15 protein-coding genes are annotated in these 12,834 nt (G+C 64.6%); 6 read left to right on the top strand and 9 right to left on the bottom strand.

The window, feature by feature from the left end:
- The first annotated feature begins 1 nt into the window (after position 1).
- Both mnhG and AC1TPF_RS20975 read left to right on the top strand, forming a co-directional pair.
- The gene (gene mnhG / locus AC1TPF_RS20980) at positions 2 to 334 is read left to right on the top strand and encodes a monovalent cation/H(+) antiporter subunit G (RefSeq protein ID WP_482145200.1); all 333 of its coding nucleotides are present in this window, start codon (positions 2 to 4) and stop codon (positions 332 to 334) included.
- A 16-nt stretch (positions 335 to 350) separates the two neighbouring features.
- Positions 351 to 1,751, top strand: a complete 1,401-nt coding sequence (locus AC1TPF_RS20975; RefSeq protein ID WP_482141202.1) for an ABC1 kinase family protein — start codon at positions 351 to 353, stop codon at positions 1,749 to 1,751.
- On the opposite strand, the gene AC1TPF_RS20970 is transcribed toward AC1TPF_RS20975, so the two are convergent.
- The 4 genes from AC1TPF_RS20970 to AC1TPF_RS20955 form a co-directional block, all read right to left on the bottom strand.
- On the bottom strand, positions 1,741 to 2,877 hold the full coding sequence (locus tag AC1TPF_RS20970) for a glutamate--cysteine ligase (RefSeq protein ID WP_482141481.1): 1,137 nt from the start codon (positions 2,875 to 2,877) through the stop codon (positions 1,741 to 1,743). The genes AC1TPF_RS20975 and AC1TPF_RS20970 overlap by 11 nt on opposite strands.
- 1 nt (position 2,878) lies before the next feature.
- Positions 2,879 to 3,562, bottom strand: a complete 684-nt coding sequence (sodC, locus tag AC1TPF_RS20965) for a superoxide dismutase[Cu-Zn] (RefSeq protein ID WP_482145199.1) — start codon at positions 3,560 to 3,562, stop codon at positions 2,879 to 2,881.
- Positions 3,563 to 3,691: 129 nt separating this feature from the next.
- Positions 3,692 to 4,264 carry a LytR C-terminal domain-containing protein gene (locus AC1TPF_RS20960; protein ID WP_482141206.1) on the bottom strand — a complete coding sequence of 191 codons (573 nt, stop codon included), beginning with the start codon at positions 4,262 to 4,264 and terminating at the stop codon, positions 3,692 to 3,694.
- 102 nt (positions 4,265 to 4,366) lie between these two features.
- Positions 4,367 to 4,717: a DUF3263 domain-containing protein gene (locus AC1TPF_RS20955; RefSeq protein ID WP_482141208.1), complete on the bottom strand. Its 351-nt coding sequence runs from the start codon at positions 4,715 to 4,717 to the stop codon at positions 4,367 to 4,369.
- Positions 4,718 to 4,869: 152 nt separating this feature from the next.
- Here AC1TPF_RS20955 and AC1TPF_RS20950 point away from each other — a divergent pair, with 152 nt between their 5' ends.
- Together AC1TPF_RS20950 and AC1TPF_RS20945 are read left to right on the top strand one after the other, a co-directional pair.
- Positions 4,870 to 5,487, top strand: coding sequence for a peptide deformylase (locus AC1TPF_RS20950; protein ID WP_482141210.1), 618 nt, complete (start codon positions 4,870 to 4,872; stop codon positions 5,485 to 5,487).
- Entirely contained in the window at positions 5,488 to 6,450 is a 963-nt protein-coding gene (locus AC1TPF_RS20945; RefSeq protein ID WP_482141212.1) for an N-acetylglutamate synthase, CG3035 family, read from the top strand.
- A gap of 26 nt (positions 6,451 to 6,476) precedes the next feature.
- Here AC1TPF_RS20945 and AC1TPF_RS20940 read toward each other — a convergent pair whose 3' ends face one another.
- Genes AC1TPF_RS20940 through AC1TPF_RS20925 form a run of 4 tightly spaced genes read right to left on the bottom strand, consistent with a single transcriptional unit; the run spans position 6,477 to position 10,855 of the window.
- On the bottom strand, positions 6,477 to 7,148 hold the full coding sequence (locus AC1TPF_RS20940) for an SRPBCC family protein (protein WP_482141214.1): 672 nt from the start codon (positions 7,146 to 7,148) through the stop codon (positions 6,477 to 6,479).
- Positions 7,145 to 7,636, bottom strand: coding sequence for a (2Fe-2S)-binding protein (locus AC1TPF_RS20935; RefSeq protein ID WP_482141216.1), 492 nt, complete (start codon positions 7,634 to 7,636; stop codon positions 7,145 to 7,147). Before AC1TPF_RS20935 ends, AC1TPF_RS20940 begins: the two co-directional genes overlap by 4 nt.
- Entirely contained in the window at positions 7,629 to 8,504 is an 876-nt protein-coding gene (locus AC1TPF_RS20930) for an FAD binding domain-containing protein (protein ID WP_482141218.1), read from the bottom strand. Before AC1TPF_RS20930 ends, AC1TPF_RS20935 begins: the two co-directional genes overlap by 8 nt.
- Positions 8,501 to 10,855, bottom strand: a complete 2,355-nt coding sequence (locus AC1TPF_RS20925; protein WP_482141220.1) for a xanthine dehydrogenase family protein molybdopterin-binding subunit — start codon at positions 10,853 to 10,855, stop codon at positions 8,501 to 8,503. The genes AC1TPF_RS20930 and AC1TPF_RS20925 overlap by 4 nt, the downstream gene beginning before the upstream one ends.
- A gap of 148 nt (positions 10,856 to 11,003) precedes the next feature.
- On the opposite strand from AC1TPF_RS20925, the gene AC1TPF_RS20920 reads away from it, so the two are divergent.
- A complete protein-coding gene (locus AC1TPF_RS20920; RefSeq protein WP_482141222.1) occupies positions 11,004 to 11,624 on the top strand; it encodes a TetR/AcrR family transcriptional regulator in 621 nt (206 codons plus the stop codon).
- Between the two features lie 5 nt (positions 11,625 to 11,629).
- On the opposite strand, the gene AC1TPF_RS20915 is transcribed toward AC1TPF_RS20920, so the two are convergent.
- A complete protein-coding gene (locus AC1TPF_RS20915; protein ID WP_482141224.1) occupies positions 11,630 to 12,058 on the bottom strand; it encodes a protein-tyrosine phosphatase family protein in 429 nt (142 codons plus the stop codon).
- Between the two features lie 113 nt (positions 12,059 to 12,171).
- On the opposite strand from AC1TPF_RS20915, the gene AC1TPF_RS20910 reads away from it, so the two are divergent.
- Entirely contained in the window at positions 12,172 to 12,756 is a 585-nt protein-coding gene (locus AC1TPF_RS20910; protein WP_482141225.1) for a hypothetical protein, read from the top strand.
- Positions 12,757 to 12,834 lie beyond the last annotated feature (78 nt).

Below are 12,834 nucleotides of genomic sequence, written 5' to 3'. Positions count from 1 at the left end.
CATGATCTCCGACATCATCGTCTCCATCCTGGTCCTGAGCGGATCACTGATGGCATTCACGGCCTCCATCGGAATCCTGCGTTTCCCGGACACGCTGACCCGCATGCACGCGGCCACCAAACCTCAGACACTCGGACTGCTCCTGGTCCTGATCGCCGCCATGATCCGCCTCTGGAACACCGTCGATTTCGGCATGCTGGTGCTATCGGCGATGTTTGCCCTGGTCACCGCGCCGGTCATCGCACATCGGGTCGGCAAACTGGCGTACCAGGAGCAGCGGATGCGCGACGATCTCATCCGCGAGGACGAGATCGAGACGCATCGCACCGACTGATGGCGCTGCCGAACTGATGGACCCCGAACCGTCCCCGTCCACACCCGCGCCATCTGCGTCGGCACTGCGCCGCGGTGGCGAGCTCGGAAAAGTGGCTGCACACACCGCGATCCGGCGAGTCCGTTCGCGCGCGGCCACCCTGGGCGGCTCACCCGACGAACGCCGCCGACGCGCAGAGCGTGATGCCCTCGCCGCTGCCGACGAGCTGATCACCGTCCTCGGGTCCATGAAGGGCGCGGCGATGAAGGTCGGGCAGTTCCTCTCGCTGCTCGACCTGAACATGGTGCCGCAGTCTGCCCGACCCGCGTTCAACCAGAAACTCGCGATACTCCGCGACAACGCTCCCCGAGTGGCGAACGAGACGATGCTCGCCGTGGTCCGTGCCGAACTCGGTGACCGGATGTCTGCCGTCGCCGAGATCGATCCCGTCCCGATCGCCGCCGCATCCATCGGGCAGGTGTACCGGGCCCGGCTCACCGACGGCCGCGACGTCGCGATCAAGGTGCAGTACCCCGGGATCGACCGGGTGGTGCGTGCCGATCTGAAGAATCTCGCCATTGCGCTGCGCCTGTACAAGGGCCTTCTACCCACGGCGGATCCACACTCGTTCGTTCGTGAGATCACCGGCAACATCGTCGCCGAACTCGACTACGCGGCCGAGGCCGACAACCAGCGCAGGCTCGCGGTGCGCTATCAGGGGCACCCCTTCATCCAGATCCCGGATGTGATCGACAGTCTCTGCAGTTCAAAGGTTCTGACCACGGAGCTGGTCAGTGGCATCACCTTTGACGAGGTGGCGAAACTGGATTCGGAGACCCGCGACCAGGTCGGGGAAGTGATCTACCGGTTCTACTGCGGCAGCATCCACACCGACGCCACGTTCTGCGGCGACCCACATCCGGGCAACATCATGCTCGCCGACGACGGCCGGGTCGCCTTCCTCGACTTCGGATCCAGCAAGACGATGTCCAAACGCGCTTTACAACTCGAGCGAGCGGCACTGATTGCCGCCCGCGCCGGTGACTCCGAACAGGTCGCCCGGATATTGCGGCGCGGCGACATCCTGATCGACGAGGACAACATCACCGATGCCGACGTCCTGGCCTACGTCCAGGACTCCACGTGGTGGCATATGGACGACGTGACACTGACCATCACACCCGAGATCGCCAACAGCGCCATGGTGGCGGCGGTCCATCCCGCCCATGACTACGCCGAACCCGCACGTAGGCAACGATTCCCGGAGGAACACCTGATGGCCAGGCGGGTCGAGTTCTACACCTGCGCCATGCTCGGCCAGCTCGGCGCGACCGCCAACTGGTTCCGGATCGAATCGGAGTGGCTCACCGGTGCGGAACCGGAAACCGAACTGGGACAAGTCGATCAGTGGTGGCGTAAGCGCACCTTCAGCGACTGAGTTCGCCGACCACCGCGTCCACGACCGCAACCATGTCACCGGTCTCCGCGTAGATCTTCCGCTGCCGCTGATACGAGCCACCCCGACGCGGCATGTCTGCCACCGAAGCCAATTCGTCGACGCAGTCGAGTTCGACCGCAATCGGGGCCAACCTGGTCAACATGTCGTCGAGGTCGTCGGTGACAAGACGCTCGTTGCACTGTGCGTCGGTGATGATGATGGCGTCGAGCCCGTAACGTGCGGCCCGCCACTTGTTTTCCTGCACCAGCCAGGGCGCCATCACCGGCAGCGTCTCACCGGCGTCGAGCCGATGATCGAGATCCACGACCAGGCAGTGGATGAGCGCCACCAGTCCGGCGAGTTCGGAAACGGTGGACACGCCGTCGCAGACCCGGATCTCCACCGTCCCCAAAGTGGGCGAAGGCCGGATGTCCCAGCGGATCTCGTTGAGGTGCTCGATGATTCCGGTGGTCATCTGATCACCGACAAAATGCTCGAACTCGGCCCATTTCTGGAACTGGAACGGCAGGCCCGCGGTGGGAAGCTGCTGGAACATCATCGCGCGATTACTGGCGTATCCGGTGTCCTGGCCCGCCCACATCGGCGACGACGCCGACAACGCAAGCAGGTGCGGGTACTGGTTCAGCAGCGACGACACGATCGGTAAGACCTTGTCGCGGTGGTTGATCCCGACATGCACGTGGACACCCCAGATCAGCATCTGACGACCCCACCACTGGGTGCGTTCGATCATCTCGGCGTACCGGGGTGAGGGTGTCAGCTGCTGCGTGGACCACTCCGCAAAAGGGTGTGTGCCGGCGCCGTACAGGTCGACGCCGATACCGTCGGCGATCCGGCGGACCACCGCCATCGACTCGGAGAGGTCGGCGATCGCCTCCCCGGTGTTGTCGCAGATTCCGGTGACGAGTTCAACGGTGTTGCGCAGCAACTCTTTGTGGATTCGGTCGCCGGAACTCGGGTTGTCGAGTCGGCTGACCTCTTCGAACAGTTGCGCCGCAGAGTTCGACAGATCCCTGGTCTGCTTGTCGACGAGGGCGAACTCCCATTCCACGCCGAGCGTGGGCCGCGGCGAAGCCTTGAAGTCGATCGATCGAGAGTTGTTTATCTCAGGCCTCTTCGATGACGCCGCAGGCGATCCGCTTGCCTGCGTCACCCGTCATCAGCGTTTCCTCGTCAGGCGCCGGTGCGTACTTGGTTGGAATGTTGCCGAAGTTGTCCGGCTTCTCGTGGATCACGATCGCGGTCTGCAGGATCTGCTCGATGTCGAAGGCATCGGTGACCGTGACGGTTTCACCGGTGCCCTCATCATTGATGTAAATCGAAACGAGGTCGCCGCTGGCCGGATGCGAGGTGTTGCCATCGACCTGCAGGTGTCCGCCTGCGGAGAGGAAGTCCCCGGCGGCGCCACCGGTCGGAGGCGTCGAGTCGGGCTCACACTTGCCCACTGCGTGGACGTGCATGCCGTGGAAACCGGGTGCGAGGTTCTCGGCCTTCACGGTGACGACAACCGAGCCCTCTTCGTTGGTGTCGAAGCTGGCCGTGCCTGCCGACTGGCCATCGGCTGTGCGCAGTTCCGCGGTGGCCTCGCCACCTTCACTCGGATCACCGATCGCGCCGACGTCAATCGGCGCCGGATCACCGGTCACGACGCTCGGCGTCGTCCCGCGTTCCTTGGTGGGGTTCTCATCCGGGCTGCAACCGGCCACAAAAAGTACAGCCATCGCTGCCGGTGCCACCAGCGCGGCGGCCCGCCACACAGTGCTGAGGTTCTTGAGCGAGCGCTGCGCCATGATTGAGCTCCCTTGGGGTTGGGCGTACGAATCCACCGGTTCTACCGTCGGTAGTAGGTCAGAAAAATCATATCCGTGTTGATGCCGAGCTCCGCCTCCGGCTTCGTCTTTCCGTTCCGGTCGGGATCATCACCGGGTCACGACGATGAGTGGCAACCCACCCGGACACTGGCTGAACGCCGATGGCCGCGGATCAACCGAGACGTCGCCACCGAGATCTTCGGCAAGTTGCTCGGCGGCAGCGCGCTGTCGGGCTGTGTAGAAAATCGTGTTCTCGGTGATGCTCGCCGACTGCAGATTCGTCGGTTCCGCGGTCTCCCAGCCCAGGTCTTCGACCTTTTTGGTGAACGTCTGGCCAAGGCCGCTGACTGTGCCTGCATTGAAGATGCAGACCTCCGGACGGCTGGGGTCAGCTGAGGTGGAGGTCGATGGCCGCGCCGAGGTCGTGGCCGTGGGCGTGGTCTCGGTCGCCGGGGCTTGCGGCGCAGCCGATGAGGGCGCCACAGAAGTCGACTGCCGACTCTGCGCAGCTTGGAGGCCGGCTTCGGGGTCGGAGTCGCCAGTGGCAGCAGAGTGCCAACCGAGTCCGATGAACACCACGGCAACCGACAGCAACAGCATTGCCCCGGCGCGTAGTGGCAGGTGAGGGTTCTCCCGACGCGTCGGAGATTCCGGCGGATCAGTTTGGTCGGACTTGGTCATTGGGTCAACCTTACGAAACTTCCCCAGCCATCCGCACGCGGCGGGTCCGACAAGTCGTCAGGAAGGCAGAGCCGAGTCATCAGGAACGGCAAAGCCGAGCCATCAGGTGACGTCGAAACCGAGGCGGCGGGCCGCACGGGCCTTCTGCCGACTGGCCCGCAGTCGACGTAGTCGCTTGACCAACATCGGGTCGGCAGCCAGCGCCTCAGGACGGTCGACGAGTGCATTGAGCACCTGGTAATAGCGGGTTGCGGACAAGCCGAACAACTCTTTGATGGCCTCTTCTTTGGCGCCGGCATACTTCCACCATTGACGCTCGAATGCCAAGACCTCATGGTCGCGCCGAGTCAGCCCATCGGCTCCAACCTCGCCGGGCCCCAACTCTGCATGGTGCTGGCTGATGTTGTCCGCAAGTCCGGAATTCTTCTGGTCTCGCGCGGTTGCGCCGTCCATCTCGCTCCCTTGAGAATCGGTCCTACTCCACCCCGTCGCCAACACCAACTTGACGATAGTTATGTCACGAATTACATCAGTGTGGTTCGTGGTACATCTAACCACGCCGCCAGTGGATTTCGCTTGATGGCATGCCGAGTAATCTGACCCTCATGGCAATTCTTCCGATCTGCATCGTCGGTGATCCGGTGCTGCACAATCCCACTGAGATCGTCACCCTCGACGCCGAAGGCAAACCACCCGCTGACGTGGTGGCATTGCTCGACGACATGTACGAAACAATGGACACGGCCAACGGTGTTGGACTCGCCGCAAATCAGGTCGGCGTGGGTCGGCGTTTCTTCGTCTACGACTGCCCCGAGGGTGATGGCCGGACGGGGCCGCGCCGACGCGGCGAAGTGATCAACCCCGTCCTCGAGACGTCAGAAATTCCCGAGACCATGCCCGACCCGGATGACAACGACGAGGGCTGCCTGTCGGTCCCGGGATTGCAGTTCCCCACCGGGCGCGCCGAATGGGCAAAGGTGACCGGTGTCGATCGCAATGGTGACCCCGTCGAGGTCGAGGGCAAAGGCTTCTTCGCCCGGATGCTTCAGCACGAAGTCGGACACCTCGACGGCTACCTCTACACCGACGTTCTGGTCGGACGGAACGCCCGGGCCGCCAAAAAGACCATCAAACGCAGTGGGTGGGGCGTGCCCGGTCTGTCCTGGCTGCCAGGCTCGGAGTCCGATCCGTTCGGGCACGACGACGAAGATGACGACGACTAGGTGACCCCGGCTGCGGGCGACCGCGTGGTGGTGCGCTTCCGGAAAGGACCCGGAGCGCCCGCCGACTGGCGCGCCGACGAGACCGCGACCCTGAGCGACGTCACCGGCATCCTCGAATCCACGGACCCGGAACTCCGGGTCCGTCGTGGCGTCGAATTGCTGCACATCCCGGCCGAACTGGTCGTCGCGGTGAAGGTGCTCTCCGACAAGCCGGTGCGGAACTCGGAGATCCGGTCGTTGGAGCTCGCGGCCGCCAGGGCCTGGCCCGGACTGGAATCGGAGATGATCGACGGCTGGTTCGCCCGCGCCGGCGCCGGATTCACGCGGCGGGCGAACTCCGCGGTGCCGCTGGAGATGGGCGCACGTCTCGACTCGCAGACCCTGCAGCGGTTGGGCCGGTGGTACGCCGCGCGGGATCTGCCGGTGATGCTTTCCGTGGTGTCCCGGCTGGTCCCGGGGTCCCACGTGCCCGAGGACGACTACACAAGCCCGGTGGACGTACTGACCGCACCGATCGGCACGACGGCGATTACTCAGCCCGATCACCCCGTGACGATCACCGATCAACCCACCGACAAGTGGATGGCGGTCTACGCCGCAGGGCGGACGATCTCGGACCTGTCCACAGCACGAGCCGTTGTCTGCGCATCGCAGGACGGACGTCTCGGCTTTGCCGAGGTACGCGACTCCCGCGGGAATGTGGTTGCCATCGGCCGCGGCGCGATCACCACCGGCCTCAAAGACGAAGTATGGCTGGGTGTCTCAGCACTGCAGACCGATCCCGAACACCGGGGCCAGGGCCACGGACGGTCGATCATGGCCGCGATCGAGTCGTGGGGCGGCGCAGGCGGCGCGACATCGACCTACCTGCAGGTCGAAACCACCAACCATCACGCCCGGGAGTGGTACCGCCGCTTGGGCTTTGGTCTACACCATTCCTACGGCTACGTCGAGTACCGCTAGCGTCGAGCGGCTGGGTGACGGTCCGACTACTGGGCTCGGCGGCGGCGGTAGAGAACGATCAGCGCGGTCGCCACCAGGGATACCCCCACCGACACGGCGGTCCGGGTGACGATGCCGCCGAATCCCGACGCCTCGATCAGGTCGATCGGCTCGGCGGGCTTCCTCGGCGCCACCGGCTTTTCGGCCACCGGCGCCGCGGCCGGTGTTTCAGAGGTCTCGGCAGCGGGTGTCTCGGCCACTGTCGCGGCGGCCTGGTCGCTCTCGATCTCTGCAGCAAGGTTCTCGGAGAATTGTCCGATCAGTTTGCCCGCCACCTCGGCCATCGCGCCGCGCCCGAACTGTGCGGGCTTCCCGGTGATGTCGAGTTCGGTCTCGACGAATACATCGGTGTGCCCGCCTGCATCGACAAGACGGCAGGTGACCACCGCACTCGCGGTGCCGTTGCCTCGTGCTTCACGGCCGCTACCTTCGAGGACGGCGATCTTGGCCTCTTCGTCGCGGGAGCGGAACTTGATGATTCCCGCGTAGCTCAACGCGATCGGCCCCAGCTTGACCTTGACCTTGCCCTTGAACTGATCACCTTCGTTGGAGGTGAGCGTGGCGCCGGGGACGCAGGGGGCAACCCGTTCGATGTCGAGCAGCACCTGCCATGCCTCCTCGACCGGAACGCCGATGCTGAACTGGTTCTCGAGCTTCATGCGGGCCTTTCACTTCCGTTGATCGAATCGGCCGCCGCACGAACGGCTTCCACGATTCCCTGGTACCCCGTGCACCGGCAGATGTTACCGGAGAGCGCTTCCCTGATCTCGGTTTCGCTCGGATCGGGTGTCTCACGCAGGAAGGCTGTCGCGGACACCACAAAACCCGGTGTGCAGAAACCACATTGGAGACCGTGGTGGTCACGGAATGCGCACTGCACTGTGGAGAGCTCACCGTCAGAGGACGCCATACCCTCGATCGTCGTGATCTCGGCGCCGTCCACCTGGACCGCGAAGAGCAGGCAGGCACGAACCGCCTCGCCGTCGACGAGCACGGTACAGGCGCCACACACGCCGTGTTCACAGCCGAGATGCGTTCCGGTCAAACCACAGTCGACCCGCAGAAAGTCGGCCAGCGTGAGTCGGGGTGCAATCGATGCGTGATACAGCGCGCCGTTCACCCAGACCTTGATCTCTACATCAGCCATTCTTCGCCTCCAAAAGCGCGCGATCGAGCGCACGGTTGACTCGTGTTGCCCCGACCCGGGTTCGATAATCGGTGGAGCCGTGCAGATCCGCCGGAACCGAGGTGAGCCCCGACACCGCGAGTTCCCCGATCTCTTTGGTGTCGATCTCGTCGACGGAAACACCGATCAGCGCCTGTTCCGCCGCGGTGGCGCGGGTGACCGCAGGGCCGAGACCGAACAGACCGATGGCGCATTTTTCGATCCGGGATTTGTCGTCGATCCGTACCGCCACAGTCGCCCCGGCGATCGCGAAATCACCTTGGCGACGGGCGAACTCATCAACCGCGAACCCGCATCTACCCTCCCATACCGGGAAAGTGACGCCGGTCAGCAATTCGTCTTCGACCATGGCGGTGCTCCACATACCGGTGAAGAAGTCCACGGCCGGCACCGTCCGCGCACCACGCGGTGAGAGCAATTCGATCTGCGCGTCGAGCGTGATGGCCACCGCCGGATACTCGGCTGCGGCATCGGCGTGAGCGATCGAACCGCCGATGGTGCCGCGATTCCGGATCTGAAAGTGCCCGATCAGCGGTGTCGCCCGCGCCAGCAATGGCACCGATTCCGTCACCGTCTCGGACCGGCCAATGGCACTTTGCCTGGTGCCTGCACCGATCCAGACGGATTCACCGCGCACTTCGATGCCTTCGAGGCCGGACAACCGGCTGATGTCGATAAGGTGCTCGAATGCGGCAAGGCGCAGGGCCAGCATCGGCATCAGACTCTGGCCGCCCGCAATGAATTTGGCCTCGTCACCGAGTTCGGCGAGCAGGCTGACGGCTTCGAATGCGGTGGCCGGCCGGTGGTAGTCGAACGCTGCGGGCTTCATCGGGTCACCGATCCCGCACGTGCCGCATCCACCATCGCGACGATCCTCGCCGGACTCAGTGGTAACTCACTGACCTCGACACCGAACGGCGCCAAGGCATCGGCGACGGCGTTGACCACGGCCGGCGCCGAACCGATTGCCCCACCCTCGCCCACGCCCTTGAAACCGCCCGGACCGGGGCCCATCGTCTCGACGTGCACGATCTCGATGTTGCTGGGCACTTCGGTTGCGGTGGGCATCAGATAGTCCATGAATGTTGTGGTCACCGGGTTTCCGGATTCGTCGTAGGCCAAGTGCTCGTAGAGTGCGCCGCCGATGCCCTGCACCGTTCCGCCCCGGATCTGCCCCTCCACCACGTTCGGGTTGATCATCGGGCCGATATCCTCGCCGACGATAAACCTCAGGAGGGTGACTTCACCGGTCTCGATATCGACCTCACAGGTGCACACGTGGGTGGCATTGGCCCAGATCATCGGAGCCTGCGCCTTGTAGCGGCCACTGGACTCGAGGCCCGGAGACACTCCCGCGGGGAGCGAATCAGGTTGGTAATACGCGATATCGGCGATCTCGGCGAGAGAAATGCCCGGCCCGTCCCCACCTCGTACCGAGGCATGGCCGCGGATGAAGTCGACGTCGGCGACATCGGCACCCAACTTGTGGGCGGCGATTGCCAGGATCTTCTCCCGCAGGCCGCTCGCGGTGACGGCCACCGCGCCCGCGGTCATCGAACCCGAACGGCTGCCCTGGGTTCCGGCACCGAACGGCGTCACCGCGGTGTCTCCCTGAATGGTGTGGACGTCTTCGATCGCCACACCCAGTGCGTCCGCGGTCAACTGCACCACGGTTGTCTCGACGCTGTTACCCGCGGAACCACCGTTCACGAAAACGTCGACGGTCCCCGACGGATTGACCCGGATCGTGGCACCCTCGGTTGCCATGAACGGTGTTGAGGCCGAGGTGGGTTCGATGTAGGTACAGGTCCCCACACCCAGATACCGACCTTCGGCCCGCGCCGTCTCCTGCTCGCGCCGGAATGCCGGATAGTCGAGCGCCTCGACCGCCTTCTCGAAGGTCTCGAGTGGGGTCGCATCCGAATAGGGCATCCCCAACGCGTTGCTCACCGGCATCTCGTCGGCGCGGAGCAGGTTGCGGCGTCGTAGCTCGATCGGGTCGATGTCCATCTGCCGGGCGGCGGCGTCGAGCAGCACTTCCCTTGCCATCGACTCGTACTGCCATGGGCCGCGGTACGCGACGCGTCCAACAGTGTTGGTGTACACCAACTTCAGGCCGAACGTTGCTTGCGGAACCCGGTACGGTCCCGGGAACAACATTCCCACCGCGCCCGCACCGGTCAGCGGCGACGGAATCGGGTATGCCCCGATGTTCTGTACATGATCGAGTTCGGCGGCGACGATCTTGCCGTCGGAATCGAAGGCCATCCGGGCTGCGCCGTGCTCTTGACGCGCCATGCCCGCCGACATCAGATGTTCCTGCCGATCCTCGATCCACTTGACCGGGACACCGATCTTCTTCGCGGCGATCATCACGCAGGTCTCTTCGCGCTGCGGCACCACTTTCTGGCCGAATCCACCTCCGGTGTCTTTGCACACCACGCGGACCCGATGCTCGGGGACACCGAGTATCCGGGAAGCAAATCCGCGCGCTTCGTGCGGTGACTGGCTGGAGAGCCAGATCGTCATCTCGCCACTGGGCGAGGACCATTCGGCGACGATGCCGCGGGTTTCCATCGGCATCGGCGAATGGGCCTGCTGGTATACGGTTCGGCGAACGACGTGCGCCGCCGCGTCGAAGATCGGATCCATCTCCGATGCCGGACGTCCGGGGAGTTCGATCGCCAGATTCCGTGCGAACTCGGCGTGAACGAGCCCGTCGGCGTCCGGTGCAGTTCGGTAATTCACCACCGGCGGCAACACGTCGTAGTCGACGATCACCATGTCGACGGCGTCCTCGGCGATGTACCGACTGGTGGCGATCACCATGGCGATCGGGTCGCCGACGAATCGCACCTCGTCTTCGGCCAGCGACGGCCACTGTGACGTCCCACCGACCATTCCGTCGAGTGAATAGCGGAGTTCGTGGACACCCGGATTGATATCGGCGGCAAGGTAGATGGCCTTGACCCCATCGATCGCCAGCGCCTCCGAGGTGTCGATGCCCAGGATCCGGCCGCGCGCGACGGTGCTGCGCACAAACGCGATGTGCAGCATGCCTGGCCGGGTGATGTCGTCGACATAGCACCCCGCGCCTGCCACGAGGCGGGCGTCCTCGACCCGTGGCACCCGGGCCCCGACGTACCGGGCGGTTGAAATTTCAGTTGTGCTCACCGGCACCCCTCTGTCCGTTCACATTGCGCATGATCGACATACTTTTGTGCACTCGCTCAGCTTTGTAGGATTGCGGTATGTATAGCAGTTTTCGGAGAAGTCGGTCAAGGTTTTGCCCTCCTTCGCAGTGTCATAAAACGCCAGGTCTTTTGGCGTGACAGCGGGTGTGCGGCGGCGGAAGAATGACGGCGCAGGCGAGTCCGAAACCCGCGACGCGCTGGTGCGGGCGACCGCTCAGATCATGCTCGAGGAGGGCTACGCGGCAGCCACCTCACGACGGGTTGCGGCGCGGGCCGGAATCAGGCCACCCCTGGTCCACTACTACTTCCCGACCATGGACGATCTGTATCTGGCCGTCTTCCGGGACGGCGCCGAGGCCAACCTGAAACGCCTCAAGCGGGCGCTCACCGACGAGCAACCGATGCGGGCAATTCTGCAACTGCACAGCGACCCGATGGGTACCGCACTCCAGATGGAGTTCATGGCGCTGTCGAATCACCGCAAGGCGATCCGCTCCGAGATCGCGGAGTACGGCCTGCGCTTCCGCGAGATCGAGACAGCCGCGTTCGCCATGCTGATGGGCGCTCGCGGCATCGATCCACGAGACCTCCCACCGGTCGCCGTGTCGGTCGCGGTGACCTGCGTGACCCGAACCCTGGTCATGGAGAACGAACTGGGTATCACCGGCGGGCACGATCAGACGCAACGAGTACTGGACGATCTGGTGCGACAGCTCGAACTCCGGCCACCTCGGATCGAGCACGGTCCCGAGTAGTCGACCTATCCGAAGTGGGCAACATACCTTCGCTGCCAAGGCATTTCGACGGCATCCTCGCGGTAGTTCGCCCGGACGTAGTCGACGGCCTGCGGTGCGGGCACACCATCGATCACCGCCAGGGCGGCCAGCGCCGTACCGGTCCGTCCGCGACCGCCGAGGCAGGCCACCTCCACCCGTTCGATTTCGGCGCGCTCCCACACCTCTCGCAATGCATCGGCGGCGGCGGCCCGATCGGACGGTAGCCAGAAATCCCGCCACCGCAGCCATCGGCCACGCCACGGCACGGCCGGGGGCTGGTGACCGAGTAGGTACAGCCCGAACTCGGGCTGCGGACCAGCCGGCATCGGGTCGCGTAATCCTCGTCCCCGCACCCGCTTGCCGGATGGGAGCGTTAGCACCCCGTCCGCCGAGTCGTCCCAGGTGAGAGCCATGGGGCCAGCGTAAACGGCCGACTCTCCTCGAACTCCTCTATCCGCCCACAGCGAACCTGGATGACGTAACGCTGTAACGGTGTAATCATGTAATCACCTACCAAGGAGGCATCATGAAAGGCACACATCCAGGATCCAGAGGACCCGGTGGACGCCGCGGAGGCTGGCAACAGGCGCAGCTCCCGGACGCCGGCGATGCCGGTGCATGGTTCACCGGACGACTGCCCGACGACTGGTTCGACGGACCCGTCGAGGTGACGGTCGACCGCGACGAGATCACCGTCATCGGCACCCTCACACCGCCGGACACCGGCACCGACGACAGCGGCACCGAAAAGACCGCGACAGCTGCAGCACAAGGCCGCGCATCACGCTTCCGTGAGGACACCCGCGGCGAGCGGATGTCCATCGCCGACGAGGCCCAGGCCCGTTATGCCCGGAAGGTTTCATGGGGCGTCAAGGTCGGCGACGAGCGGATCCTGTTCACCCACATCGCCGTTCCCGTGATGACGCGACTGCGTCAGCCGGAACGACAGGTCCTCGACACCCTTGTCGACGCCGGGGTCGCACGATCACGTGCCGACGCACTGGCATGGTCGGTCAAACTCGTCGGTGCCCACACCGATGAATGGCTGGGCAAACTACGATCCGCAATGGACGACGTCGACAACCTCCGCGCGCAGGGTCCCGAACTCTGACCGGACGAACCCCCGTGGCGAAATTCGCGCCAGTTACCCGCACACGCGCCCGCTGCAACCGGCGCGTACGCAGGTAAG

It is taken from the genome of Williamsia sp. Y853 (genome assembly GCF_056786495.1).
This window is presented reverse-complemented; position numbering and strand designations above follow the sequence as displayed.

Excerpts from the sequence above, each read along its gene's own strand:
- mnhG (WP_482145200.1), top strand. The coding sequence starts at position 2 with ATGATCTCCGACATCATCGTCTCCATCCTGGTCCTGAGCGGATCACTG.
- AC1TPF_RS20975 (WP_482141202.1), top strand. The coding sequence starts at position 351 with ATGGACCCCGAACCGTCCCCGTCCACACCCGCGCCATCTGCGTCGGCA.
- sodC (WP_482145199.1), bottom strand. The coding sequence starts at position 3,562 with ATGGCGCAGCGCTCGCTCAAGAACCTCAGCACTGTGTGGCGGGCCGCC.
- AC1TPF_RS20960 (WP_482141206.1), bottom strand. The coding sequence starts at position 4,264 with ATGACCAAGTCCGACCAAACTGATCCGCCGGAATCTCCGACGCGTCGG.
- AC1TPF_RS20955 (WP_482141208.1), bottom strand. The coding sequence starts at position 4,717 with ATGGACGGCGCAACCGCGCGAGACCAGAAGAATTCCGGACTTGCGGAC.
- AC1TPF_RS20950 (WP_482141210.1), top strand. The coding sequence starts at position 4,870 with ATGGCAATTCTTCCGATCTGCATCGTCGGTGATCCGGTGCTGCACAAT.
- AC1TPF_RS20940 (WP_482141214.1), bottom strand. The coding sequence starts at position 7,148 with ATGAAGCTCGAGAACCAGTTCAGCATCGGCGTTCCGGTCGAGGAGGCA.
- AC1TPF_RS20935 (WP_482141216.1), bottom strand. The coding sequence starts at position 7,636 with ATGGCTGATGTAGAGATCAAGGTCTGGGTGAACGGCGCGCTGTATCAC.
- AC1TPF_RS20930 (WP_482141218.1), bottom strand. The coding sequence starts at position 8,504 with ATGAAGCCCGCAGCGTTCGACTACCACCGGCCGGCCACCGCATTCGAA.
- AC1TPF_RS20915 (WP_482141224.1), bottom strand. The coding sequence starts at position 12,058 with ATGGCTCTCACCTGGGACGACTCGGCGGACGGGGTGCTAACGCTCCCA.
- AC1TPF_RS20910 (WP_482141225.1), top strand. The coding sequence starts at position 12,172 with ATGAAAGGCACACATCCAGGATCCAGAGGACCCGGTGGACGCCGCGGA.